General features: G+C 63.8%; 21 protein-coding genes and 1 tRNA gene. 16 read left to right on the top strand and 6 right to left on the bottom strand.

Translation table 11 applies throughout. The annotated features are described in order from the left end of the window. Nucleotides 1-35 precede the first annotated feature (35 nt). From C7440_RS18670 to C7440_RS18660, 3 genes are all read left to right on the top strand, one after another. Nucleotides 36-2,609, top strand: coding sequence for a DNA internalization-related competence protein ComEC/Rec2 (locus C7440_RS18670; RefSeq protein WP_116519516.1), 2,574 nt, complete (start codon nucleotides 36-38; stop codon nucleotides 2,607-2,609). 175 nt (nucleotides 2,610-2,784) lie between these two features. After that, complete coding sequence (locus tag C7440_RS18665) at nucleotides 2,785-3,705, top strand: alpha/beta fold hydrolase (protein WP_165832645.1); 921 nt, start codon at nucleotides 2,785-2,787, stop codon at nucleotides 3,703-3,705. Between the two features lie 77 nt (nucleotides 3,706-3,782). Further along, complete coding sequence (locus C7440_RS18660) at nucleotides 3,783-4,634, top strand: 3',5'-nucleoside bisphosphate phosphatase (RefSeq protein ID WP_116519565.1); 852 nt, start codon at nucleotides 3,783-3,785, stop codon at nucleotides 4,632-4,634. 51 nt (nucleotides 4,635-4,685) lie between these two features. Here C7440_RS18660 and C7440_RS18655 read toward each other — a convergent pair whose 3' ends face one another. After that, the gene (locus tag C7440_RS18655; RefSeq protein WP_243410974.1) at nucleotides 4,686-5,486 is read right to left on the bottom strand and encodes a BPSS1780 family membrane protein; all 801 of its coding nucleotides are present in this window, start codon (nucleotides 5,484-5,486) and stop codon (nucleotides 4,686-4,688) included. A 44-nt stretch (nucleotides 5,487-5,530) separates the two neighbouring features. Further along, on the bottom strand, nucleotides 5,531-6,499 hold the full coding sequence (locus tag C7440_RS18650) for a homoserine kinase (RefSeq protein WP_116519514.1): 969 nt from the start codon (nucleotides 6,497-6,499) through the stop codon (nucleotides 5,531-5,533). Nucleotides 6,500-6,655: 156 nt separating this feature from the next. On the opposite strand from C7440_RS18650, the gene dusA reads away from it, so the two are divergent. Continuing rightward, nucleotides 6,656-7,636: a tRNA dihydrouridine(20/20a) synthase DusA gene (gene dusA / locus C7440_RS18645; RefSeq protein ID WP_257215387.1), complete on the top strand. Its 981-nt coding sequence runs from the start codon at nucleotides 6,656-6,658 to the stop codon at nucleotides 7,634-7,636. Nucleotides 7,637-7,689: 53 nt separating this feature from the next. Here the strand turns inward: dusA and C7440_RS18640 are convergent, their stop codons facing one another. Both C7440_RS18640 and C7440_RS18635 read right to left on the bottom strand, forming a co-directional pair. Beyond that, nucleotides 7,690-8,160 carry a CBS domain-containing protein gene (locus tag C7440_RS18640; RefSeq protein ID WP_116519512.1) on the bottom strand — a complete coding sequence of 157 codons (471 nt, stop codon included), beginning with the start codon at nucleotides 8,158-8,160 and terminating at the stop codon, nucleotides 7,690-7,692. After that, complete coding sequence (locus C7440_RS18635) at nucleotides 8,144-9,547, bottom strand: YihY family inner membrane protein (protein WP_116519564.1); 1,404 nt, start codon at nucleotides 9,545-9,547, stop codon at nucleotides 8,144-8,146. Before C7440_RS18635 ends, C7440_RS18640 begins: the two co-directional genes overlap by 17 nt. 73 nt (nucleotides 9,548-9,620) lie before the next feature. Between C7440_RS18635 and C7440_RS18630 the strand changes: the two genes are divergently transcribed. The 11 genes from C7440_RS18630 to C7440_RS18580 all read left to right on the top strand — a co-directional run bounded on the left by C7440_RS18630 (nucleotide 9,621) and on the right by C7440_RS18580 (nucleotide 22,320). Beyond that, nucleotides 9,621-10,013: a DUF2069 domain-containing protein gene (locus tag C7440_RS18630; RefSeq protein WP_116519563.1), complete on the top strand. Its 393-nt coding sequence runs from the start codon at nucleotides 9,621-9,623 to the stop codon at nucleotides 10,011-10,013. After that, complete coding sequence (locus C7440_RS18625; protein WP_116519511.1) at nucleotides 10,010-11,488, top strand: protein adenylyltransferase SelO; 1,479 nt, start codon at nucleotides 10,010-10,012, stop codon at nucleotides 11,486-11,488. The genes C7440_RS18630 and C7440_RS18625 overlap by 4 nt, the downstream gene beginning before the upstream one ends. A 43-nt stretch (nucleotides 11,489-11,531) precedes the next feature. Then, nucleotides 11,532-12,593: a chorismate synthase gene (gene aroC / locus C7440_RS18620; RefSeq protein WP_116519510.1), complete on the top strand. Its 1,062-nt coding sequence runs from the start codon at nucleotides 11,532-11,534 to the stop codon at nucleotides 12,591-12,593. A 99-nt stretch (nucleotides 12,594-12,692) separates the two neighbouring features. Further along, on the top strand, nucleotides 12,693-13,526 hold the full coding sequence (locus tag C7440_RS18615) for a M48 family metallopeptidase (protein WP_116519509.1): 834 nt from the start codon (nucleotides 12,693-12,695) through the stop codon (nucleotides 13,524-13,526). A gap of 1,147 nt (nucleotides 13,527-14,673) precedes the next feature. Next, on the top strand, nucleotides 14,674-16,077 hold the full coding sequence (leuC, locus tag C7440_RS18610) for a 3-isopropylmalate dehydratase large subunit (protein WP_116519562.1): 1,404 nt from the start codon (nucleotides 14,674-14,676) through the stop codon (nucleotides 16,075-16,077). A gap of 9 nt (nucleotides 16,078-16,086) precedes the next feature. Beyond that, nucleotides 16,087-16,737 carry a 3-isopropylmalate dehydratase small subunit gene (gene leuD, locus C7440_RS18605; RefSeq protein WP_116519508.1) on the top strand — a complete coding sequence of 217 codons (651 nt, stop codon included), beginning with the start codon at nucleotides 16,087-16,089 and terminating at the stop codon, nucleotides 16,735-16,737. Nucleotides 16,738-16,767: 30 nt separating this feature from the next. Further along, nucleotides 16,768-17,844 (top strand): 3-isopropylmalate dehydrogenase, encoded by a 1,077-nt coding sequence (gene leuB, locus C7440_RS18600; RefSeq protein WP_116519507.1) that lies wholly within the window; start codon nucleotides 16,768-16,770, stop codon nucleotides 17,842-17,844. A 36-nt stretch (nucleotides 17,845-17,880) separates the two neighbouring features. Then, a complete protein-coding gene (asd, locus tag C7440_RS18595) occupies nucleotides 17,881-19,011 on the top strand; it encodes an aspartate-semialdehyde dehydrogenase (RefSeq protein ID WP_116519506.1) in 1,131 nt (376 codons plus the stop codon). A 56-nt stretch (nucleotides 19,012-19,067) separates the two neighbouring features. Then, nucleotides 19,068-20,693, top strand: coding sequence for a type IV pilus assembly protein FimV (locus C7440_RS18590; protein ID WP_165832644.1), 1,626 nt, complete (start codon nucleotides 19,068-19,070; stop codon nucleotides 20,691-20,693). A gap of 54 nt (nucleotides 20,694-20,747) precedes the next feature. Then, nucleotides 20,748-21,563 (top strand): tRNA pseudouridine(38-40) synthase TruA, encoded by an 816-nt coding sequence (gene truA, locus C7440_RS18585; RefSeq protein WP_116519504.1) that lies wholly within the window; start codon nucleotides 20,748-20,750, stop codon nucleotides 21,561-21,563. 103 nt (nucleotides 21,564-21,666) lie between these two features. Beyond that, entirely contained in the window at nucleotides 21,667-22,320 is a 654-nt protein-coding gene (locus C7440_RS18580; protein ID WP_116519503.1) for a phosphoribosylanthranilate isomerase, read from the top strand. A 58-nt stretch (nucleotides 22,321-22,378) separates the two neighbouring features. On the opposite strand, the gene C7440_RS18575 is transcribed toward C7440_RS18580, so the two are convergent. Together C7440_RS18575 and C7440_RS18570 are read right to left on the bottom strand one after the other, a co-directional pair. Continuing rightward, nucleotides 22,379-24,274, bottom strand: a complete 1,896-nt coding sequence (locus C7440_RS18575; RefSeq protein WP_116519502.1) for a bifunctional metallophosphatase/5'-nucleotidase — start codon at nucleotides 24,272-24,274, stop codon at nucleotides 22,379-22,381. A gap of 189 nt (nucleotides 24,275-24,463) precedes the next feature. Further along, nucleotides 24,464-24,540 (bottom strand) — tRNA-Val (locus C7440_RS18570). Nucleotides 24,541-24,729: 189 nt separating this feature from the next. Between C7440_RS18570 and C7440_RS18565 the strand changes: the two genes are divergently transcribed. Beyond that, complete coding sequence (locus C7440_RS18565) at nucleotides 24,730-25,665, top strand: MBL fold metallo-hydrolase (RefSeq protein WP_207775434.1); 936 nt, start codon at nucleotides 24,730-24,732, stop codon at nucleotides 25,663-25,665. Nucleotides 25,666-25,968: the final 303 nt, after the last annotated feature.

Here is a 25,968-nt window from a genome sequence, read left to right as displayed (position 1 = left end):
ATCTGCCTACGATGGGGCGATTTGGATGAACGGCGATGGTGGGGCGGATCAGTTTGCTGGCAGGGCTGGCGGCGGCGGGGGTGGCGCATGTGCTGCCGCGCACGCCCACGGCTTCAGAGTGGGCCTGGCTGCTGGGCTGCCTGCTTGCCGTCTCGCTGTTTGCCGTGGCCATGTCTGCGGCGGCATTGTCGATTGCTTCTTTGCCCGTATCGGCGTTCAGGTGGAGCGGCTTGCGCTTGCCGCCCCTACGCGGCCGCGCATGCCTCGGCCTCCTTGGTCCGTTGTGGGCCACGGCGCTGGGCCTGGCCTGGGTCTGCCTTCATATCGATCATCGATTATCCGATTCGCTGTCTGTCGAGGACGAAGACAAGGTTTCCCGGGTGGTGCTGCGCATAGCCACCTTGCCCCGCGAGCTGCCGGGCAGCCGGCGGTTCGAGGCCGAAGTGCTCGCGTCGAAACCCGAAGGCATACCGCGCCGCGTGTTGGTGGCGTGGCATGGGGCGGACTATGCGGGGCCATACCGCCAGCCCTCCGCCGGGGCCGACGCGTTTCCAGAACTGGTTCCGGGCCAGGTATGGCGCATGTCGCTCAATCTTCGCCGGCCGCATGGCGCCAGCAACCCGCATGGCTTCGACTATGAGGGACACGTTTTCGCCCAGGGGCTGCGCGCCGTGGGCAATGTGCGCGGCACGCCGCGGTTTATGCGCGATGAGCCATGGACGGGCCTGGCGGTGATGGCCGAGCGTATGCGCCATTTCGTGCGCGAAGCCATGAAGCCTTATACACAGGACAGCCGTTATGGCGCAGTGTTGCTGGCCCTGGCGATTGGAGACCAGGCCGGTGTGCCGCCCGAGGACTGGACCGTATTCAACCGCACGTCGATCACGCACCTCATATCCATAAGCGGGTCCCACATCACGATGATTGCCGCGCTTGGCGGCCTTGCCACACTATGGCTATGGAAGCGCCTGGCCTGGCGCGGCCGCATGCTGGCCGAGCGGGTGCCGGCACAGGTGGCCGCTTGCGTAGCGGCGCTGGCGGTGGCCTGGCTGTATTGCCTGCTGGCTGGCTGGGGCGTGCCGGCCCGCCGCACTTTTTTGATGCTGTCCGTGCTGGCGGCGGCTCATTTGGGCCGTTTGCCCCTGGGTCCGTCGCGCGTGCTGCTTCTGGCCGCCGCGGCCGTCGTGGCGCTGGACCCCTGGGCCTTGATGGCCAGCGGTTTCTGGCTGTCTTTCGGGGCGGTTGCCGTGCTGCTGGCCAGCGGGCACTGGCTGGGAACCCAGGCGCCCGCGCATGTCGTGCCGGCCCGCGTCCGGCTTCTTCGAGGCTTGAAGGCGGCCTGCCGGCTGCAGCTCGTCGTGACGGTGGGCCTCATGCCTGTCCTGGCATCGCTGTTCAACGAGATCTCCATCGTCTCGCCCCTAGCCAACGCGTATGCCATTCCCGTGATCAGCCTGGTGGTGACGCCGTTGTCCCTGCTATTGGCGGCGGTGTCGGCCGTGCCGGGGCTGGAGTGGCTGGCCAGCGCCATTTCGGGGCTGGCGCACGAAGCGCTTCGATTCATGATGGTGCCGACCCATTGGCTGGCATCGCAGAGCGTGGCCAGCCTGGATGCGGCCGCGGCGCCTTGGTGGACGCTGCTGCTGGCGTTGTCCGGCATGGCGGTGGCGCTGTTGCCGCGCGGCCTGCCCCTGAGCGGGGCGGGATGGCTGCTGGTGCTGCCCGCCCTGCTGTGGCGCCCCGAGCGGCCTCCCCAGGGCGCCTGGGACATGGTGGCCCTTGATGTTGGACAGGGCGCGGCCGTGCTGGTGCTCACTTCAGGCCACGCCTTGCTGTTCGATACCGGCGTGCGCCACAGTCCGGCGTCCGATGCCGCCTCGCGCAGCATCGTGCCGTTTTTACGCGCCCAGGGCGTAAAAAAGCTGGACGTACTCGTCGTGTCGCATGCCGACATCGATCACGTGGGCGGACTGCGCAGCGTACTTGAGGCGCGCGGCGTGGGCCAGTCATACAGTTCCTTCGATACCGTGGCCTATTTGAAGCGCGAAGCGGCGCTGCTGGGCGTGCCCGGCGACCTGCCACCTTTGCCCCGGGCATTGTCCCGCTGCCATGAAGGGGTCCGGTGGACCGTCGACGGCGTGGCATTCGAGTTCGTCTGGCCGCTCGAGTCCGCCCCGCCGGTGGGGGTGGGAAGCCAGTCGAAACTGCGCAATGCGCAAAGCTGCGTGCTGCTGATACGGGGCAGGCATCATTCGGCCCTGCTCACCGGCGACATCGCCGCCGCACAAGAAGGCGAGCTTGTGCGGCGCGGGTTCGGCCCCATCGACGTGGTGGCGGCTGCCCATCATGGCTCGCGCAGCTCATCGGGCGACGTATTCGTGAGTCACGCCGCTCCCGGCCACGTCATCGCCCAGGCCGGCCGCTGGAACCGCTATGGCCATCCGCATCCTGCGGTGCAGCGCCGCTGGCAAAGGGCGGGGGCGCAGTTCTGGCGCACTGACCTGCATGGGGCGATTACGCTGCGGTCGCGAAGCGATGGGCTTGACGTGGAGTCGCACCGCAAGGCCAGGCCAAGGCACTGGAGCTTGGACTCGGCATCCGCTCCTTAGGCTGCTCAACGACGAGGGGACGAAATGCCCTCGACGCCGCTGAAGCACGAGTCATTCAGCGGCGTTACCGACATGAAGGGCAGTCGTGCCTTGCCGTATCAGGATGAAGGCGGGCTTTCCCCACACAAAAATCGGTTACCATTTTTTTGGCCCTAATTTTCCGGAACAAGCCGTCATGACCGAACCCCGCCTCGAATACGTAATGTGTGCCAGCCCGTCTGGCGTTCACCGCATGGCCTACTGGGAATGGGGCGATGCGGGCAACGAGAAGGTGCTGGTCTGCGTGCACGGCCTTACCCGTTGCGGCCGAGACTTCGACGAACTGGCCACCCGGCTCGCGTCCCATTACCGGGTGGTGTGCCCCGACGTGGTGGGCCGAGGGCGTTCCGACTGGCTGGTCGACCCTTCCGCCTACACCGTGCCGCAGTACATTTCCGACATGCTCACGCTGGTTGCGCGGCTGGACGTAGAGCAGGTTGATTGGCTGGGCACCTCGATGGGCGGCCTGATAGGCCTTGGGCTGGCCGGCGCGCTGGCCATGTCGGCCCTGCAAAGGCCGCAGCGGGGCGAGTTCGGACTGCCTGCGGCGCGCACCGTGCGCCTGGGCAAGGTCGTGCTCAATGACATCGGGCCGCGCCTCGACGTGCAGGGTATCGCCCGCATCGCAGGCTATGTGGGCAGCGACGTCTCCTTCGACACCTTCGACGAGGCCGTGGCCTACGTGCAGTCGGTTTCGGCCGGCTTTGGTCCGCATTCGCAGGCTTTGTGGAAGCGGCTGACGCGCGACATGTTCAACCAGCAAGATGGGCGCTGGGTTCGGCACTACGATCTGCGGCTTGCGGCGCCCATGGCGCTGCAGGACGAGGCGGCATTGAAGGCGGCCGAGTTCATGCTGTGGTCGGCCTATGAAAGCCTGGCCTTGCCGGTGCTGCTGCTGCGCGGCGAAGAGTCCGATGTGCTTTCCCGGGAAACCGCCGACGAAATGCTGGCGCGCAACGGCCAGGCGCAATTGGTGGAATTCCATGGCGTCGGCCATGCGCCCACCTTGCTGACCGAAGAACAGATCGCGCCGATAGAGCGCTTTCTATGCAGCTGAGCTGAGTTCTTTGCGGATGCGCCGAGCGTGCGCCGTACTTCAGCTGCTTGTAGCGCAAGGCCGGTACAATGGTTTCAATGATTCGTAACACCCATTCCCTCAACGCCGACCTGCACTGCCACTCCCTGGTTTCCGACGGGGTGCTGACGCCGGCTGCATTGGCGCAGCGAGCGGCCCAGAACGGGGTGCAGCTTTGGTCGTTGACCGACCACGACGAGCTGTCGGGCCTGCAAGAGGCCCGCGAGGCCTGCCGTGAACTCGACCTGCCCTTCGTCACCGGGGTCGAGATTTCCGCTACCTGGGCCCGTCGCACCGTCCATATCGTGGGGCTCAATGTCGACCCCGAGAATCAGGCCCTGAAAGACGGCCTCGAAGCGATACGTTCGGGCCGGGCCGACCGTGCCCGGCAGATTGCCGTCCGGCTCGAGCAAATGGGGGTCGAAGGCAGCTATGAGGGCGCGCTGCGCTACGCCTCTAACCCGCAACTACTCAGTCGCACGCATTTTGCCCGCTTCCTGCTCGAGCAAGGCTATTGCAAGACCATGCAAGAAGTCTTCGACCGCTATCTGGGCGACGGCCGTTCGGGCAATGTGCGCATTCACTGGTCCAGGCTCGAAGAAGCGGTGCAATGGATAGTGGGCGCCGGGGGGCGGGCGATTATCGCGCACCCCGGCCGCTATATCTACGATGAAACCCAGGCAGAGGCGTTTTTCGATGTGTTCCGGCAGTTGGGCGGCGAGGGCATCGAAGTGGTGACGGGCAGCCATCGGCCCGAGCAGTACCGTCAGTATGCCGATGTGGCGCGCCGCTTCGGCTTCCTGGTTTCGCGCGGTTCGGATTTCCATGCGCCCAGCGAAAGCCACGTCGACCTGGGCAGCCTGCCCGAACTGCCTTCCGACCTGAGGCCGGTCTGGCACGACTGGGTGTAGCCAGGGGCTTTGGCCCTGCCCGGTGCAAGGCGCGGCCGGGCCAGCGGCTTGTCAGTCGCCCGCCTCGATTTCCTGTTCACCCTGCAAGGTGGCGTAGTTGACGCCGAAAACGCTCATGTAGGTGGGGTAGAAGCTGCAGTACAGCACCGCGACGACGACAATGTTGACCGGCACCATGACCAGTTGCACGAGCCCGGCCGGCAGCCCGATGGACATCAGCATGTCGCCACTGAATTGCACCGCCATGAAAATGGCGCCCCAGCTTAGCCCGTACAACAGGAAGGGCCATTTGTTGCGCCAGCAGGCCACCATGGAATAGAACAGGGCCTGCACCAGCTTGATGCCATGCCAGCCGGTCAATGCCGGTGCATGCCAGAACAGCGCCGAGATCAGCACATACAGCACGGCAAAGGTGATCAGGGGGCGAAGCATGGCGTCGAACAGGGCCGAGGGGTCGATATTGTTGCCGTCGCCCACCGCGGCCGAGAGCTGGTCAAGAAAGGGCAGGGTGGCAATAAAGCCCGCCAGCATGCAGCAAGCCAGGTAGGCCAGGCCCAGCCGGAACAGCCGGCGCCGTACGCTTTTGTCGCGCAAGGGTTCGAACCACATGCCCGGCAGCATCTGGCGGCCTTGTGAAATATGCCGACAGGCGCAAAGGGTGATGAAGGTAAGCACCGGCGTGGCGGCGATAAGGGCCATCTGGCCCAGGATGGGAATGACCGAAGCCACGGTGATGAGCAGGCTGGTCAGCAAGCCCCAGAAAAACATGGCCAGGGGCTGGCGCCGGAATATCCGGCCTCCTTCTTGTATCCATAGCCATCCGGAACGAAAAGGTAGTGTGGCAGCTTGCATGGTTTCCTTTCAGCGTTGACAACTGGCCTTAGGGTTAACAGGCCCTAGGGCAGGGCCGGGGCGGGCGCCGTGCGCCGTTGGCGCAGCACGCGCTCGAAATGGCGCGGGTCGTGCGGCTTGAGGGTTTGCGCGGGCCGAGGCAGGAAGTAGTCGAACAGCCGTGAAGTCCAGAAGCGCAGGGCGGCGGCCTGCAGCAGCAGCGGCCATGCCTGGCGCTCTGCGGCGGTAAACGGCCGCACCTGGGCGTAGGCCCGCAGCCAGGCCTGCAGTTTTTCGTCGATGAAGGCGCCGCTGTTGCGATCTATGCACCAGTCGTTGACACTGACCGCCACGTCGAACAGCCAGGTGTCGCAGCCGGCGAAATAGAAGTCGATGAAACCGCCCATGCGGGGCGTTTCGTAGGTGCCGTCGAACAGGACGTTGTCGCGGAACAGGTCGCAATGAGCGGGGCCGGAGGGCAGCTCGCCATACAGTCCGGATTGCGCGAAGGCGATCTGTTCTTCAAGCACGGCGCTGATCAGCTCGGCTTGGCCGGGGTCGAGAAAGGGCAGCACCTTGGGAATGGTTTCGCGCCACCAGCCGAGCCCGCGCAGGTTGGGCTGTTGCATGGCGAACGAACTGCCCGCAAGGTGGGTGCGGGCCAGGGTGGCCCCCGCCAGGGTGCAGTGGGTCGCGCCGGGATCGGGTTCGTAGCCGCCCGAAAGCCGGGTGACGATGGCGGTGGGCTTGCCGTGCAGAAGGCCCAGGCGTTCGCCGTTGCGCCGGGTCTGGGGCTCGGGTACGGGTATGCCCTTTTGCGCCAGGTGGTGCATCAGCTCGATGTAGAAGGGCAGTTGTTCGTAGGTAAGCACCTCGAACAGGGTCAGCACGTATTCGCCCTGGGTGGTGGCCAGGAAGTAGTTGGTATTTTCGATGCCGGCAGTGATGCCCCGCAGAGAAATCAGTTCGCCCAGTGAATAGTGCTTGAGAAGCTCGCGCGCATCGTCGTCGCTGACAGGGGTAAAGACGGCCATAGAAGATGAACAGACAAAGAAAAGTGGCGCCGCACCGTGCAGCAAAGCCGGATTGTAAAACAGCGGGCGGAGAGATGGAGCGGGGGGCGGCCGCATTGGACGTTAAAATCGTGCATTGCCCATATCGAACCACTATACCGTATTGTGAAATCCTCATTGCAAGCTGACGCCGGATGGCGCCTGTGCGTTGCACCCATGATCGACGTCACCGACCGCCATTGCCGCTACTTTCACCGGCTTCTGGCGCCGCGTGCGCGCCTGTATACCGAAATGATCACCACCGGCGCGCTGTTGCATGGCGACGTGGCGCGCCACCTGGATTTCCACGAGGCCGAACAGCCCGTGGCGCTGCAGCTGGGCGGCAGCGACCCCGAGGCCCTGGCCTATAGCGCGCGCTTGGGCCAGCAATGGGGATACGACGAGATCAATCTAAACTGCGGCTGCCCGTCCGACCGGGTGCAGCGCGGCGCCTTCGGCGCCTGCCTGATGGCCGAGCCGGCGTTGGTGGCCGATTGTGTCAAGGCCATGCAAGACGCGGTGTCGGTGCCGGTAACCGTGAAGCACCGGCTGGGCCTGGATTACGATGAGTCCTACGATTTCGTGCGCGATTTCGTCGGCACGCTTTACCAGGCCGGCTGCAGGGTATTCGTCGTGCATGCCCGCAATGCGGTGCTCAAGGGCCTGTCGCCCAAGGACAATCGCGAGATTCCCCCCTTGCGCTACGACGCCGCGCGCCGCCTCAAGGCCGATTTTCCCGATTGCACCGTTGTGCTCAATGGCGGCATTGCGCAGGCCGACGATGCCCGGCGCCAGCTTGAGGATTTCGACGGCGTCATGCTGGGAAGGGCCGCCTGGCACAACCCGGGCGTTCTGTCCGAGCTGTCGCGCCTGCTCGAGCCGGGCATCGAGCTGCCCGAACCGGGCCAGATCGTTCACGCCATGACCGAATACGCCCACGGCCAGGTAGAGCGGGGCGTGCCCTTGCGCATGGTGGTCAAGCCCATGCTGGGCTGGATGAACGGCCGGCCGGGGTCGCGCCACTGGCGCCGCACTCTTTCCGACGCGACGCTTTTGAACACGAATGATCCGCAGGTGCTGGAAAAGGCCTGGAGCGATCTGGTGCTCAGGGCCGAGTAAGTAAAAGAAAGAAAGAAAGGCGCCCTTGGGGCGCCCTGTGCCTGATAAAAGGCCTAGCTGCGTTCTTCGACCTTCAGGGCCTCGCCGTCGCCCGGCCAGTCGCGGATATAGGCCTTGAGCATGTTGTTTTCGAACTGTTGGGCCGCCACGATGGCCTGGGCCATGTCATAGAACGAGATGACCCCCTGCAGCACCGGGCCGTCCATAACCGGCATGTAGCGCGCGTGCTTGTCGAGCATGAGCCGCTGGACTTCTTCGGCGCTGGTGTTGGGCGTGACGCTGACCGGAGCGTCGTCCATGATGCTGCGTATGGTGTTGGTGCCCGTATTGCCGCCGTTGGCGTGCAGATGGCGGATGATCTCGCGGAAGGTAAGCATGCCCACCAGCTCGCCGTGTTCCATGATGACCAGAGAGCCGATGTCTTGCTCGCTCATGGTTTCGAGCGCTTTGGTAATGGGCATGTCAGGGGTGGCGGTATATAGGGTGTGCCCCTTGACGCGCAGGATCTCACTGACTTTCAACATGATGCGTCTCCTCGGTCTGCTTCATTATGCTTGTATTTTGCCCGATATCCTCTGTTTGGGGTAGAACAGTGCCCGACTGTGCGCTTTGGTGTTCATTGGCAACAAACGGTTGCCAATCCGTATCTTCATCAAGCAGTTCGCCGATGGTCAGCTCGGGACGGGTGGTCAGCGATGCGGCGATGCCGGGCAGCAGGCAGGGCAGCTTTTCCAGCGCGGGCTGGTGGCGGTCGATCAACAATTGGTCTACGAGCCGCCCCAGCTTGGCCTGCTCGAGGTCGCAGGCCAGCACCCATTGGTCGGAGCCGCGGTCTTTGTCCTGGGTTGGAACGGCGTAGCCCAGGCTGTGCAGAGTGTTCAGTATGTGGTTGAGTTCGTCGGGATGCAGGCGCAGGTGGGCGCTTAGGAAGCGCGAGCTGCGGCCCGGCGAGGGCGTGCCCTGGGCGCTGCGCAGCAGGCGGATTATGCTGATGACGTCGACGATGGCTGCGCCGGAATGGCGCTGCTCGGCCCAGCGCCGCATGCGCAATGCGGGCAGGGTGGCGGCCACGGTGGCGCCCAGCAAGATGGCCAGCCATGAAAGGTAGATCCACAGCAGGAAGATGGGCAGGGTGGCAAAGGCGCCGTAGATAATGGTGTACGAGGGGAAGTGCGAGATATACAACGCAAAGCCCGATTTCATCAGTGCCAGCACCACGGCCGTGCCCATGCCGCCGGCCAGGGCGTCGCGCCAGTACACCTCGCGATTGGGCACATAGACGAACAGCGCGGCAAAGCCCAGGCCCGTGGCGATGACCGGCACCACCGACAGCAGGAAGTTCATGAAGGCCGACATCTCGCCCACCAGCCCCAGCGATTGCTGGGTAAGCAGGGTGGTGGTCCAGAGGCTGGCCCCGGCCAGTATGGGCCCAAGCGAGATAATGGCCCAGTACACCAGTATGCGCTGGCGCAGCGGGCGGCGCTGTTCGACGCTCCAGATGTCGTTGAGCACGCCGTCGATGGTCATGATGAGCATGATGGACACCACGACCAGAAATACGGTGCCCACCGCGGTAAGGCCCGACGCCTTGGCCGCGAACTGGTTCAGGTAGCCCATGACGTTCTCGGACACCGAGGGCGGCATCAGGCTGGACGTCAGGAAGTTTTCAAGCGCGAGCTTGAACTCGCCGAACAGGGGAAAGGCCGTGAACAGCGAAAGCACCACGGCCAGCAGGGGAACGATGGCCAGTACAGTTGTGTAGGTCAGGCCCGCGGCAATTTGAGGGAGGCGTTTTTCACCGGCGCGCTGCAGGGCGTAGAGCGCAGCCTGGCGGGCGCTGTCGAGCCAGTCTGGAGAACGGACGCGGCGGGCTTTGCGATCGGAGGCGGTACCGGCTGTTTCGTCTTGCATGATGGGTGCGGCAAACGGCAAACGGGCCGCTCTGGATGCCAACTCGTTCTTCAATCCGGGTAATAATACCAGTATGACTACGACTCGACTCAATCCCGCGCTGCGCCTTGGGGCGTCTGTTTCGCTATTGGCCCTTATCGTGCTTTGCCTAGTCTGGGAGCTGTGGCTGGCGCCTTTGCGGCCGGGCGGGTCGTGGCTGGTGCTGAAGGTGCTGCCCCTGCTGCTGCCCTTGCGCGGCGTGCTCAAGGGCAATCTGTACACCATGCAATGGGCTTGCATGCTGATCCTGCTGTATCTGATGGAAGGCGTGGTGCGGGCCTGGTCCGACCCGTCTCCCGCCTCGGTCGCCATGGCCGGCATCGAGGTGGCGCTGTCGCTGGTGTTCTACCTTTGCGCCATCTTCTACGTGCGGCCGGCCAAGCGCGCCGCCAAGGCCGCGGCCCGGGCTAGTGGGGCGCGCTCATGAGCGTGGATTCCATTCTCGACCTTCCTGCGGTCGACTCTTTTTCCGGCCTGCCGCCGCAGTTCTATACCCGGCTCGAGCCCCAGCCGCTCGATCAGCCTCGCCTGCTGCACGCCAATGCCGAGGTTGCGCGCATGCTGGGGCTGTCTCAGGCGGCCCTAGCGCGTCCTGAATTCCTCGATGTGTGCGCGGGCACTCGCGGGCTGGCGCCCGGCCGGACGCTGGCCGCCGTATATAGCGGGCATCAGTTTGGCGTTTGGGCCGGGCAGTTGGGCGACGGAAGGGCCCACCTGCTGGGCGAGGTCGCGGGGCCGGAAGGCAGTTTCGAACTGCAGCTGAAGGGCTCGGGCCTGACGCCGTATTCGCGCATGGGCGATGGCCGCGCGGTGATACGGTCGTCGGTGCGCGAGTACCTGGCCAGCGAGGCGATGGCAGGCCTGGGCATTCCCACCACCCGCGCCCTAGCTCTTGTTACCGCGCGCAACCCGGTATACCGTGAAACGGTCGAAAGGGCGGCCGTGGTCACCCGTGTGTCTCCCACCTTCGTGCGCTTCGGATCCTTCGAGCACTGGACCCAGCATCCCGAGCAGATGCGCATCCTGCTCGACTATGTGGTGGATCGTTTCTTTCCCGAATGCCGCGAGGCGCAAGCCGGCCAGGCGCAAGGCGAGCATGGCGTGCTGCTGCGTTTTCTGCGCGCCGTGGTGGCGCGTTCGGCTCGTCTGGTGGCCGACTGGCAGACAGCCGGTTTCTGTCATGGGGTGATGAACACCGACAATATGTCCATCATCGGTCTCACGCTCGACTACGGTCCCTACGGCTTCATGGATGCCTTCCAGATCAATCACGTGTGCAACCACACCGATAGCCAGGGCCGCTACGCCTGGAATACCCAGCCTTCGGTCATGCACTGGAACCTTTATCGCCTGGCCAGCGCTCTGGCCGTGCTGGGGCCCGAGCCCGAAGACCTGCGCGCGGAACTGGCGCATTTCGAGCAAGACTTCCTGGACGCTTATCACGCCAACCTGGTGCGCAAGTTCGGCTTGGGCGGCTGGCGCGAGAGCGACGACACGCTGGTCGACGACTGGTGGAGGCTGCTGCATACCCAGCAGGCCGATTTCACGCTGAGCTTTCGTCGCCTGGCCGGTGCCCCGCAAGAGGCAGAGCCTTTCCTGAGCCTGTTTTCAGACCGCGAGGCGGCCCAGGCCTGGCTGCAGGGCTATGTGCGCCGCATCGGACTGGACGACCGGCCCCAGGGCGAACGCATCGAGCTCATGAACCTGGCCAACCCCCTGTACGTGCTGCGCAATCACCTGGCCGAAATCGCCATTCGCGCCGCCGAAGACGACGATGCCGGCGAGATCGACACCCTGCTCGAGCTGCTGCGGGCACCCTATGCCGAGCGGCCCGGATACGAAACCTATGCGGCCCCGGCGCCAGACTGGGCGCGCCAGCTGCACGTCAGTTGCTCTTCGTGATGCGATATCATGATGTCCCACAGAATTCGATAACTTATTCACCATGTCCGGCAATACCCTAGGCAAGCTTTTCTGCATCACCAATTTCGGCGAATCACACGGACCGGCCATCGGGGCGGTGGTCGATGGTTGCCCGGCCGGCATGGAGCTGACCGAGGCCGACATCCAGGCCGAGCTCGATCGCCGGCGCCCGGGCACCTCGCGGCACGTCACCCAGCGCCAGGAGGCCGACCAGGTCGAGATTCTGTCGGGGGTATACCAGGGGGTGACCACCGGCGCGCCCATCGGCTTGCTCATCCGCAACACCGACGCGCGCAGCAAAGACTACAGCAATATCGAAGACACCTTCCGCCCGGGCCATGCCGACTATACCTACTGGAACAAGTACGGCGTGCGCGACCCGCGCGGCGGCGGCCGTTCGTCGGCGCGCCTTACGGCGCCCACGGTAGCCGGCGGCGCCATTGCCAAGAAGTGGCTGGCGCGGCAGTACGGCGTGCGGGTGCGCGGCTACATGAGCCAGCTGGGGCCCATTCACATTCCGTTCGAAAGCTGGGACGAGGTGGGCAACAACCCTTTCTACGCACCCAATGCGGGCATCGTGGCCCAGCTTGAAGAATATATGGATCAACTGCGCCGCGACGGCGACTCCATCGGGGCCCGCATCGAGGTCGTGGCCGAAGGAGTGCCGGCGGGGTGGGGCGAACCTTTGTACGACCGGCTCGACGCGGACATCGCCCACGCCATGATGGGCCTGAACGCGGTCAAGGGGGTGTCCATGGGGGCAGGCTTTGAAAGCATCGCCCAGCGAGGCTCCGAGCATGGCGACGAGATCACTCCCGAAGGCTTTGCCAGCAATAACGCGGGCGGCGTGCTGGGGGGCATCTCGTCCAGCCAGCCCATTACGGTGTCGCTGGCCATCAAACCCACTTCCAGCATACGCATCGAAAGGCGCTCGGTCGATCGGCAGGGCAATCCGGTCCAGGTTCAAACGCTGGGAAGGCACGACCCTTGCGTGGGCATACGCGCCACACCCATCGCCGAATCCCTTCTGGCCATCGTGCTGATGGACCACGCCTTGCGCCAGCGTGCCCTGAAAGGAGCCTGACGCGCCGCGGGCCACGTCCGGCCGCCGGGCATGGCCTGAAACCACTGCTCGATCTGTTCGCCGCCTTGCCGGCGCCAACCTTCAGAAACGGAGTTCACCATGAAGACGATCTGGTTCTTGAAACGAGGAAGCGCCATTGCCGCCGTCACGGGCGCGGCCCTGCTTGCCGGCTGCGCGGCGGTGCAGACCACCGACTCGGGTACGGTCGGGGTCGATCGCAAGCAATACATGTCCAGCCTGGTTTCCGAGCAGGCGCTGGTCCAGGAAGCGCAAAAGCAATATGCGAGCATCGTCTCGCAGGCAAAGGCCCAGGGCGCCCTGGATGTCGACGCCAAGCAGACGGCCCGTGTAAAGGCCATTGCGCAGCGCCTTATCGCACAGGTCGGCGTCTTCCGCCCGGATGCGGCGCAATGGAACTGGGAAGTCCACGTATTGAATTCCGACGAGGTCAACGCCTGGTGCATGCCCGGCGGAAAAATCGCTGTATACAGCGGCATGATCAAGCAGCTCAAGCCCACCGATGATGAACTGGCAGCGGTCATTGGTCACGAGATGGCTCATGCCTTGCGTGAACATTCGCGTGAACAGGTGTCGCAACAGATGGCGACGGATGTGGGCTTGTCGGTGCTGTCGGCGCTTACAGGCAGCTCGGCCACGTCCGACCTGGGCGGCAAGCTGACCGAGGTGATGTTCACGCTGCCGAACAGCCGCACGCACGAAACCGAGGCCGATCGCATGGGCGTGGAGCTTGCGGCGCGCGCGGGCTACGATCCGCGGGCGGCGGTGACGCTCTGGCAGAAGATGGGCTCGCTTAGCGCGGGCAATGCGCCTCCCGAATTCCTGTCGACCCACCCGTCGGCGGCAACGCGTACGGCCGATCTGACGAAGATCGCGGAGCAGGTGATGCCTTTGTACCAGAGCGCGAAGAAGTGATGGCCTTCGTTGATGAATGGCCTTCATCAATGCAAGAATGCCCGTTGTTTCGACTCTTGAATTGGGAAGCTGCGGGGAAGTAGGTTGCTCTTTGAGTCTCGTTCTTTGAGTCCTTGAGCCGGCGTGCTGCGGGGCACTATTTTGGGCGCCGGAGAGCTGCGGCCGGCTTTGCCGGCTTCCCTCCCGCCCCTCCATTTTTGGGGCGCCCGCGAAATCGGCGGCGGACCAGTGGTCCGCCATGCGTGCCGCTCATACAGGCGCGGGCTTGCATCCCCAAAAATGGAGGGGCGCTCGGCTTGCTCAACGTCGCCCAAAATACTGCCCCCCATCACGCCTCACAGAATCTTGATTTGGGACGGAGTTTCTTGGGTTGTCGCGCTACATGTTTCTTGCGGCAGGTGTGCGGCATTGCTACGGAGTGCTTGGCATTTATGCCATCGCGCCGGTGAGCTTCCACTCTGTGAACATGGCGACATCAAGCAAGCAACTTTACCCAGTAAACACCATAGCTGCAGCGATGAGTCGTGCTCTGAATAGTCATTGTTGACTTGGCCAATCCATCGCATTCGGGTTCAACAGCCGCCTCCCGGCCCATGCCTCGCAAGAGGGCCGTTTATCCTCCCCAATGCAGTTCCTGTGATGTGGGGTGTGGCTGGGCCGGGCGTTGGCGGTCGAGCCAGGCGCCGCAGAACGGAGGGCGAAGGCCCGGAGGATGCGGACAGGCGGGCCCGGAGGGCCGACCGGCGTCGACCGGAACAGACATACCCCGCAGCGCAGGAACGGGTTTAGAACAAACACCGTCACAACCAAGAGGCAGAAGGAAGGAGCAAGAACAAACGCCGTCACGGCCCATACACAACGTAGAAATGGGCCAAGAACCGATATTTTCGCAGGCAAGAGAAAGCACGAGAACGAAGCAAGAACACACATCTTTGCATTCATGAGAAAGTGCAGGAACGGCAACAGGCCAATGCACCAGAATCAAAGCGTAGATACTGTGCAATATGTATACCCCTCAATGCCAGGATATCACTCATAGTACTAGTATATTTGCTCTTCTTGTACTAGGTTGAGATGCTGTCATAATACCTTTCATACCCCGTTCAGAATGTGGGGGAACCCCTTCACCTTTACCCGAGAGCACCCCATGGCCAAGACCCTTTACGACAAATTGTGGGACGCCCACGTCGTCGATCAAGATCCCGACGGCACCTGTCTTTTGTACATCGACCGCCACCTGGTCCACGAAGTGACCAGCCCGCAGGCCTTCGAGGGGCTTACCCTGGCTGGGCGCAACCCCTGGCGCATCAGCGCCAACCTGGCGGTGGCCGACCACAACGTGCCCACCACCGCCCGCAGCGAAGGCATACAAGACCCCATATCGCGTTTGCAGGTCGACACCCTGGACGAAAACTGCGACACCTTCGGCATTACCGAATTTCGCATGAACGACGTCCGGCAGGGCATCGTGCACGTCATCGGCCCCGAACAGGGCGCCACTTTGCCCGGCATGACGGTCGTCTGTGGCGACTCGCACACCAGCACCCACGGTGCCGTGGGCGCATTGGCCTTCGGCATCGGCACCTCTGAGGTCGAGCACGTGTTGGCCACGCAGACCTTGCTCATGAAAAAGAGCAAAAACATGCTGATCAAAGTCGATGGCAAGCTGCCTTTCGGCTGTACGGCCAAGGATCTCGTCCTGTTCGTCATCGGCAAGATCGGCACGGCGGGCGGCACGGGCTATGCCATCGAGTTCGGCGGCTCGGCCGTGCAAGAGCTGTCCGTCGAAGGACGCATGACCGTTTGCAATATGGCCATCGAGGGCGGCGCCCGTTCGGGCATGGTGGCCGTCGACGACAAGACCATCGAGTATTTCCGCGGCCGGCCCTATGCGCCCACCGGTGAAATGTGGGACCAGGCCGTAGAGTACTGGAAGACGCTGCATAGCGACGAAGGCGCGCATTTCGATCGCGTCATCGAGCTTGACGCCGCCGAGATCACGCCGCAGGTCAGCTGGGGCACCTCGCCCGAAATGGTGCTGTCGGTGGATGCGCAAGTGCCCGATCCGGCCGGCGAGAAGGACGAAGTCCGGCGTGCCGGCATGGAGCGCGCCCTGCAGTACATGGGGCTCGAGGCCAACACGCCCATGACTGAAATCCATGTCGACAAGGTCTTCATCGGCTCGTGCACCAATTCGCGCATCGAAGATCTTCGCGCCGCGGCCGAAGTGGTGCGCGGCAAGAAGGTGGCCGGCAACGTCAAGCAGGCGATGATCGTGCCGGGCTCGGGCCTGGTCAAGAAGCAGGCCGAGCAAGAGGGCCTGGACAAGGTCTTCCTGGAAGCCGGCTTTGAATGGCGCGAGCCGGGCTGTTCAATGTGCCTTGCCATGAACGCCGACCGCCTCGAGCCGGGCGAACGCTGCGCCTCGACCTCGAACCGCAACTTCGAGGGACGCCAGGGGCAGGGCGGCCGCACCCATCTCGTCAGCCCCGCCATGGCGGCCGCGGCGGCTGTCGCCGGCCACTTCGTCGACGTACGGAATTTTCGATAGGAAAGCCTCATGCAAGCATTCACCACTCATAAGGGCCTTGTGGCCCCGCTCGACCGCGAGAACGTCGACACCGACCTGATCATTCCCAAGCAGTTCCTCAAGTCGATCAAGCGCACGGGGTTCGGCCCCAACCTGTTCGACGAGCTGCGCTACCTCGATCATGGCGAGCCGGGCATGGACAACTCCAAGCGGCCGTTGAATCCGGAGTTTTCCCTGAACAAGCCGCGCTATCAGGGCGCATCGATTCTGCTTACGCGCAAGAACTTCGGCTGCGGCTCGAGCCGCGAGCATGCGCCGTGGGCGCTTGACCAGTACGGTTTCCGGGCCGTCATCGCGCCGTCGTATGCCGACATCTTCTTCAACAACAGCTTCAAGAACGGCCTGTTGCCCATCGTGCTGCCCGAAGACGAAGTCTCGCGCCTGTTCGAAGAGCTTTACGCCAATGTGGGCTATACGCTCGACATCGATCTGCCGCGCCAGGTCGTGGTTACGCCCGAAGGCCGGGAAATCGCCTTCGAGGTCGAGCCTTTCCGCAAGCACAGCCTGCTCAATGGCCTGGACGAAATCGCCACCACCTTGCAGAAGTCCGACAAGATCCGGGCCTTCGAGGCCGAACGCCTGGCGCGCCATCCGTGGCTGGCCGGCGGGCCGCAAGCATAATAGCGGCCGCATTCAAACAAAGAGAAACCCATGACACACAAGATTGCAGTACTGCCGGGAGACGGCATCGGCCCCGAAATCACAGAACAGGCAGTGCGCGTGCTTACGGCGCTCGACCTCGACCTCGACCTGCAGACCCAGCCGGTGGGCGGCGCGGCCTACGACGTGCACGGCCACCCCTTGCCGCCCGTGGTGCTCGACCTGGCCAAAAGCTCCGACGCCATCCTGTTCGGCGCGGTGGGCGACTGGAAGTACGACACGCTGGCGCGCGAGCTTCGTCCCGAACAGGCCATTCTGGGCCTGCGCAAAGCGCTGGGCCTGTTCGCCAACCTGCGTCCCGCCATCCTTTACCCGCAACTGGCCAATGCTTCTTCGCTGAAGCCGGAAGTCGTGGCGGGTCTGAACATCCTCATTATTCGCGAGCTTACGGGCGACATCTATTTCGGCCAGCCGCGCGGTGTGCGCGAAGTGGCCGAGGGCCCGTTCAAGGGCGAGCGCCAGGGTTTCGACACCATGCACTATGCTGAAAGCGAAGTGCGGCGCATCGCCCACGTGGCTTTCCAGGCAGCGCAAAAGCGCAGCAAGAAGCTGTGCAGCGTCGACAAGTCGAACGTGCTCGAAACCTCGCAGTTCTGGCGTGAGATCGTGATCGAGGTGGCCAAAGAGTATCCCGACGTGGCCCTTTCCCACATGTACATCGACAATGCCGCCATGCAGCTGGTGCGCGCGCCCAAAGAGTTCGACGTCATCGTCACCGGCAACCTGTTCGGCGACATTCTGTCCGACGAGGCAGCCATGCTTACGGGCTCGATCGGCATGCTGCCGTCGGCCTCGCTCAATTCGGCCAGCCAGGGGCTGTACGAGCCCAGTCACGGCTCGGCGCCCGACATCGCGGGCAAGAATCTGGCCAACCCCCTGGCTACCATTCTGTCGGCCGCCATGCTGCTGCGCTATTCGCTGGGCAAGGCCGAACAGGCCGATCGCATCGAAAGCGCCGTGCAGAAGGTGCTGGAGCAGGGCTTGCGCACGGCCGACATCCACGAACAGGGTCTTACCAGGGTTTCCACCTCTGAAATGGGCGACGCGGTATTGAAGGCGCTAAAATAGCGTTTGATTCCCTGATCTTTCATTAAAGTGAGCCATATGACCCAGGCAGTAGGTTTGGTCGGCTGGCGTGGCATGGTGGGTTCCGTCCTCATGCAGCGCATGCTCGACGAGAACGATTTTTCCCTTTTTGAACCCGTCTTTTTCTCCACCAGTAATGCCGGCGGCAAGGCGCCCGCCTGGGCCGAAGGCGCTGGTGCGCTGCAAGACGCCTATGATATCGAGGCCCTGAAAAAGCTGCCCGTCATTGTCACCGCCCAGGGCGGCGACTACACCACGGCGGTCTATTCCAAGCTGCGTTCGGCGGGCTGGGACGGCATCTGGATCGACGCCGCCAGCACCCTGCGCATGGCCGACGACGCCATCATCGTGCTCGACCCGGTCAACCGTCCGGTCATCGACGCCGCCCTCAAGCGCGGCATCAAGAACTATGTCGGCGGCAACTGCACGGTCAGCTGCATGCTGATGGGCCTGGCGGGCCTGTTCAACAACGACCTGGTCGAGTGGATGACCAGCATGACCTACCAGGCCGCCTCCGGCGGCGGGGCCCAGCACATGCGAGAACTGCTCACCCAGTTCGGCCTGCTCAACGAATCGGTCAAGCTCCAGCTCGATGACCCGGCTTCGGCCATTCTCGACATCGACCGCGGCGTGCTGGCCAAGCAGCAGCATGCCGACCTGCCTCGCGACCACTTCGGCGTGCCCCTGGCGGGCAGCCTCATTCCCTGGATCGACAAAGATCTGGGCAATGGCGTTTCGCGCGAAGAATGGAAGGCCGAGGCCGAAACCAACAAGATCCTGGGCCGGGGCGAAGCCTTCGGCACCGCGCCCACGCCCATCGACGGCCTGTGCGTGCGCATCGGCGCCATGCGCTGCCACAGCCAGGCGCTTACCATCAAGCTCAAGCGCGATGTGCCCCTGGACGAAATCTCCGACCTGCTTCGCGAGGGATCCAAGTGGGCCAAGGTCGTGCCCAACGAGCGCGAGGCGACCATGCAGCAATTGACGCCGGTGGCCGTTACGGGTACTTTGGACATTCCCGTGGGGCGCCTGCGTAAAATGTCCATGGGTTCCGAATACCTCAGTGCCTTCACCGTCGGCGACCAGCTGCTGTGGGGTGCTGCCGAGCCGCTGCGCCGCATGCTGCGCATCACTTTGGGCGAACTGTAAACATGCATAAAACTTGTTGTGGGGCCAGCAGAACATCGTTGATCCAGGCCGCTCCAATGGCCCTCGCCCTGGCGGCGGTGCTGTCGGTATGTGCGCCGGCCCACGCAGCAAGCATTGGCCACTCGCGCCTGGTATCGGCGCCAGGCCAGCCCCTGCATATCCATGTTCCCCTGCGCGATCTCAGCCAGGCCGACCTTCAGTCCCTGCGCGTCGACGTCGCTCCGGCCGCGGCCTGGCAACAGGCGGGCCTGGTTCCGCCGGTCGAGCTTTCCAGCTTGCGCCTCAGCATCGACGAAGGCTTCACCCCCAAGTCGCGCGTGGTTCAGATACGCTCCAGCCAGCCGTTTGACGGACCGGTTGCCGACCTTCTGCTTCAGGTCGCCACGGCTGCCGGCAGCCAGCAGTATCAGGTCAGCCTGCTTACGCACAGTGCACCTCCCGGCTCAGCCGCGGCAGCGCAGGCCGCTCCTGCATCAAGCGGCGGGGCCGCAGCGGGCAGCGCCGCGCCCGCGGCAGCAGGGGCCGGCTCCATTGCCGTGCGGCGCGGTGACACACTGTTTGCCCTGGCCCAGGCCCACGCGGTGCAGGGCGTGTCGGTGTACCAGATGATGATTGCGCTGCAAAAGGCCAACCCCCAGGCTTTCATCGACGGCAACGTGAATCTCGTCAAGGCCGGCGCCACATTGGCCATACCCGACGCCCAGGCCTTGAGCGCAGTGTCCGATCGCGAGGCCAGGCGCATCTACCAGCAGCACGCCCAGGCCTACGCGGCATATCGGCAAGGCATCGCCTCCCGGCGCGCCCAGGCCGTGCAGGGCGGTCCGGCACAGCAAGGGCGGGTTTCGGGCGCATCGGCGCGCGTATCGGCCAGGCCCGCCGGCGCAGCGGGCGACCAGGTCGTCCTGTCCAGCGGCAGCGCAAGCGATGCCGCCAACGACGAACAAGAAGCCACCCGCCGCAATATCGACGAATCGCAGGCGCGGGTTTCCCACCTCGAGCGCAATGTGCACAGCCTTAACCAGGCCTTGCAGATGCAGGGCGAGGCGGCCAAAGAAGCCGTGCTCAACGGGGCCGCGGCCGTCGGCCAGACGCTCTCCGATGCGGCAACCAGCATTGGCGCGTCCGAAGAGGCTTCGCCGGGCGGTACCGAATCAGGCGCAGGCCAATCCGGCTCCGCCCAGGGCGCCGGCGGCCAGGCGGCGGCGTCGGGTTCGAACGCAGATGCTTCCAGTTCGGACGCTGCATCGGGCTCGGGCGGCGGCGCTTCCGCTGAAGCCGCGCAGGGCCAAGGGGCCAGCCCCGCAAATGGATCGAACGCGGCTTCGTCCGGCGAGGCGGCCCAAGGCTCCGCCGCCGGGCAGGCGCCCGCGGTCAGCGGCGCGGCGGGCAATGCCGCGGGCGACGCCGATTCGGCATCTGCCCAGGGCGATTCCAATTCCTCCACTTCCAGCAAGGCAGAGCAATCCGTGTCGTGGTTTCAAGAAAACCTGTTGGGCGTCATTACCGCTGTGTTGGCGCTGGTCGTACTCATCATTGCATGGGTATTGCGCCGAGCCAGCGCATCGCGCAGCGACGATGGCCAGGGCGGTGTCACCGAGGCCATGGTGCAAGAGCGCCTCGAAAAAATCGACCTTGACCTGAACAACCCGCCCGCCGAAGGGCAGCCGCCCCGCGGCGCCTAAGGCCCGTTGGTGGCGACAAACCCGGGGCCTTTACCGGCGCACCAGGGTAAAGCCTTGCCGCGCGTGGCATTGGGGCTGGCGTACGACGGCGCGTCCTGGCAGGGGTGGCAGACGCAACCCGGCGGCCTTACCGTTCAAGACACCCTCGAAGCGGCGCTGGGCCGGTTCCTTGCCCATCCCGTTCCCACTATTTGCGCGGGACGCACCGATACCGGCGTACATGCGCTGGAGCAGGTGGTGCACGTGGACACCTCGGCGCAGCGCGAGCCCGAGTCGTGGGTAAGGGGACTCAATGCCTTGCTGCCCAGCAGCGTGGCCGTGCAATGGGTCTGCCCGGTAGACAACGGCTTCCATGCGAGGTTTTCGGCCTTGTCGCGTACCTATGTCTATATTGTGCGGCAGGCAAGGGTGCGCTCGCCCATGGCGCACGGCCGAATGGGCTGGGTCTACCGTCCGCTTGAGCTTGAGCCGATGCGGCATGCGGCCGCGCGCCTGATCGGCGAACATGATTTCAGCGCTTTCAGGTCTTCGCAGTGCCAGGCGGCCAGTCCGGTGCGCACGCTTCACGCGCTGGACATCCATCAGCGGCGAGAATGCTTTGTGTTCGTCTTCAGGGCCAACGCATTTTTGCACCACATGGTCCGCAACCTGATGGGCGCCTTGCTTTACATCGGCCAGGGCCGTCACGAGCCCGCCTGGGTCGACATGTTGTTGCGGCAGCGCGATCGCCGCCTGTCGGCGCCCACTTTCTCGCCCGCCGGCCTGTATCTGGCAAGCGTCGAGTATCCGGCCCATTTCGGCCTGCCGAGCGCCAGCCTGGATGAACTGCTGGAATCCCACATGCTGCCGGGCATTCGAGCCGGGCGTTAAAATGTCCGGCAGGGCACGCGAAGCAGTCTACATGCTGGGCTCTCCTGCGCAATGCTTTCCTGGCAGTTTACGTTTTCGATTTTCTTAAAGGTCTTTTTGCTCCATGCTACGAACCCGTGTCAAGATCTGCGGCATTACCCGAATCCAGGACGTCGAAGCGGCGTGCGAAGCGGGCGCCGACGCGATCGGGCTGGTCTTCTATCCCAAGAGCTCCAGGCTGGTTTCCCTTGAGCAGGCCCGCAGCCTGCGCAAGGCGGTGCCCGCCTTCGTCAGTGTGACGGCCCTGTTCGTGAACGTGCCGCACGAGCAGGTGCGGCAGGTGCTGGACACGGTCGGGCCCGACGTCCTGCAGTTTCATGGCGACGAGACCCCGGACTACTGCGCAGGTTTCGACCAACCCTACATGAAAGCCTTTCGTGTGGGCGGCCCCGGCCTGGAAAACCCGCAAGCCGTGCTCGAATCATGCCGCCGCTACTCCCATGCGGCCGCGTGGCTGTTCGACAGCTACAGCCCGGGCTATGGGGGCAGCGGCCTTACCTTCGACATCGGCCTGCTGGACGAAGTGCGTCGTGCTTCGGATAGCCGACCGCTGGTCCTGGCCGGCGGCCTGGACCCCTTGAACGTGGGCGATGCGGTGCAGGCAGTGCGGCCCTATGCGCTGGATGTTTCCAGCGGTGTGGAAGAGTCGGGCGGCATCAAGTCGGCGGAAAAAATCCGCGCCTTCATGCAGTCGGTATATCGCGCTTCCTTTTCCTGAACGTCCCTGTTGCGGTGCCGGGGGTTTAGGGCAATTCGTCCGCTTGTTCTAAAGCCATTCAGGGCCCGGGCGCCGCAAGAAATTCCCGGGTGCTGTATTGGCTTGGCGGCAGGAGCCGCAGGGTCCGGCCTGAACGTGCCATTTCCTGTGCATAGTCCAGGAAGAGCTGGGTTGCATCCAGCCCCACGTCGACACGCTGATCATCGTGCAAGCGGGCGAAGGCGGTGTAGTGGTCTTTGCCGTCGGCAATGAAGTCGATGGTGGCTACGGAATAGTTGCGGTCCAGGTCCAAAGGCACATAGCGCCCGTCTTGCATGACTTCAAGGCCCGACAGGCGTTGACCCGGTGCCTGGCTTGCATCCACCCGCCAGCGCATGCCCGCGGCATAGGGATAGGCTCCGGTGCTGGGCGTGGGGCCGAGCGCCGCGCCGACGGCGCTTTCGAGCACCTCCTTGAGCATCGAACCGGATATCTTCAGCTGTACCAGGGTGTTCTTGAACGGCAGCAATGTATGGACGTCCAGGACGATAAGCGGCCCCGCCGGCAGGTCGATGCGTACGCCGCCCGCGTTGATCAGGGCGATGTCGGCATCGAAGTACGAGCGCGCCTGCTCAAGATAGGCTTGCGCCACCAGTTGCTGTATGTCGCCGCCATGCCGGACGACGCGGAGGCTGTTGTTGCATGCGTCGCCCTGGCCCGAGCGGCTGCGATCGCCGCGGGGGCCGGGAACACGTCGCGCGCAAAGTGTTTCTTCTGTGCGCGCCACGACGACGGAGCCGTATTCGTGCTTGTGATCTTTGTGGGGCGCCAGCGCCTTGACTGCGTCGGGATCGGGGCGAGTAAGGCGCAAGACGCCCGAGCGTTCTATGTCGGCCCGGACAGCCTGTTTTTCTTGATCGCTCAGGGCTTGCGCGCCGGTAGCGCGGCGAAAGTCGTCGCCGATCAGTATATGGGGCCGGCCCTCGCACGAGAGCAGGCGGCCGGCATTATCGAAGCGCAGCGCCAGTTCACCCACCACGTTGGCATACTGCCCCGCCTGCACCACGCATACCAGCTTGCCGTCAAGATCCGTGACGCGGGTGGGGTAGGGCCCAATGGGTGTCAGGCCATGGTTCTTCAGGCTGGCTGGGCCCAGCAGGGTATGGGAATCACCGCCCACGATGGCGTCCACCCCACGCAAGCGACGAGCCAGGGCAAGGTCCGCCCCATAGCCGTAATGGGTTTGCAGCACGATGATGTCCACGCCTTGACGGTGCAGGGCGTCGATTTCGGCCTGGGCGCTGGCGGCTTCGTCCAGGAAGGTGGTGCCCGGGTCGGGGCGGGAGGAGTTCAGGGTCTTGTCGGCCACGGTAATGCCCACGAGGCCGATGCGGCGCCCGTTGCGCTCGACGATGACGGAAGGCTGCACCAGGCCCGGAGCCCTGGCGGGGTTCAGCGCCGAACCGGGCCCGAAGCGCACATTGGCGCTAAGCACCGGCGTCTGGCACTTGCCGCCGTGCAGCCGGTCGATGAAGCGCCTGAGCGCCGAATCGCCGTGGTCGAACTCATGGTTGCCCAGCGTCATGGCGTCGAAGCACACCGTATTCATGAGGTCGGCATCGGCCTGTCCGTCGGTCAATGAGTAATAAAGAGTGCCTGTGACGGCGTCGCCGGCATGGATCTTGAGGGCCGAGCCATGTGATTGCGCGGCCAGTTCCTTCATGGCCGAGGCAAGCCGGGCGAAGCCGCCGGCCGAAACCTGCACGCGCTCTCGCCGGCCGCCGCCTGTGTCAAGCACTAGCGGCACGGTGACATCGTCCAGATGGGAATGATGGTCGTTGATATGGAGTATCGTCAGCGTGTAGGCGCTGTCTTGCCCGGTTGCCGATTGCGCCTTCGGAACTTGTCCATCCATGCCCGAACAGGCCGCAAGCAGGGCCAGGGCGGCAAGGCACGTCGCGTGTACAAGGCGCATGGCGATTGAGGGGCGGCGAGACAAAACGGAATGCGTCATGGCGACAGGGGTTTGCGGGCGGGGGTCTGCGGGTGGGGGTCTGCGGGCGGATCTGCCAGGATGCTAAAAGCAATACGACCTTGGCGTCAATAAAAAAGCCGCTTCCTTGAAAAGAAGCGGCTTTTTGCGTGGGGTTCAAGCCCTGAATTCTGGTAGGCAGTACTGGATTCGAACCAGCGACCTCTACGATGTCAACGTAGCGCTCTAACCAACTGAGCTAACCGCCTAGAAAGAACGAAACTATAGCGTATTTTTTGGGTGTTTGCAAACAAGCAGAATCTATTTTGCTGGCGTTAGCTGGCGGAGTTACGTTCAAAAATGAACGATACGTTTAAAATAATGACATAAAGCCGGGATGCTCCTATACTTTTCTGAACGGGACACAGCTAAAAAGTATCAACCACAGGAGGAAGACAATGAAACTCGTCAATTTTCTGGCCGGCGCAGCCTTGGCACTTGCGGGCATGACCGCGCAGTCCGCGTCCACAACCCAGCAACAGGGCGCTTCCGATTTGCGCGTCCACCTTCTGGGTACGGGCAGCCCCTTGCCTCAGACCTTTCGTTTCGGACCTTCGACGCTTATTGAGGCTGGCGGAAAAAAATACCTGTTCGATTCGGGCCGCGGCGTCATCCAGCGCTTGTATTCTCTGGGCATTCCCTTCAACGATGTCGACAAGCTGTTCCTGACTCACCTGCATTCGGACCACACCATAGGTGTTCCCGACCTGTACCTGACGGGCTGGGTGAGGGGCCGCAAGCATCCCCTGCGCGTCTGGGGTCCCGAGGGCACCGCCCGAATGATGAACGGGCTGGCCGAAGCGTTCGACTACGACATAAAAGTTCGCCTGGAGCAGAACCCAGGGTCTCAAGTGGACGCGGTGGACGTGGGGCCCGGGGTAGTGTACGAGGGCGATGGCGTGAAGATCACCGCCTTTGCGGTCGATCATCCTCCGCTCGAGTCGTCTTTCGGATACAAGTTCGAATACCAGGGGCGCACCGTGGTGCTGTCGGGCGACACGCGCTACAACGAAGACGTTGTCAGGAACGCCAAGGGCGCCGACCTGCTTGTGCATGAGGTTGCGGCGGCATCCGACAAGCTCATGAAAGCCTCGCCGATCATTCCCAAGATACTGGCCAAGCACACCTTGCCCGAGGAAGCGGGGAAGGTGTTTGCCGATGCAGGCGTGCGCATGGCCGTGTATTCGCACATCGTGCTTTTCGATGTTACCGAGAAAGAGCTCGAGGAACGCACGCGCAAGAGCTACGAAGGCCCCCTGGTGATCGGCCAGGATCTGATGACGTTCGACATCGGCGACGAAATCACCGTCAGCACGACGGAACCGACAGAATGAACGAAGGGCGCAAGCCGGGCCATGCCGGCCGGGCAAGTCGCCGTGCCGGGCCGGCATCGTAGAGGTCTCTGGTTCGAATCCAGTACTGCCTACCGCTTGGGCCGATGCGCCCAGCCGCCCACGGCCTGATTGAAAAAGCCGCTTTTCGTATGAAAAGCGGCTTTTCTGCACTGGCTCGTGGGCTGCTTAAACTACATACAGATCGACATATTCATGCACGGGCATGGCTTCGAGCCGGTCCTGGTCCAGCGAGACGTCCAAGATACGCTGCTGCTGTTTGGCGGCAAAGCGCCGGGCCAGGTT

It is taken from the genome of Pusillimonas noertemannii (genome assembly GCF_003096595.1).
Lineage (GTDB): Bacteria > Pseudomonadota > Gammaproteobacteria > Burkholderiales > Burkholderiaceae_B > Pusillimonas > Pusillimonas noertemannii.
The sequence above is the reverse complement of the archived record's forward strand: the minus strand, read 5'-3'. Positions and strand labels throughout refer to the sequence as shown.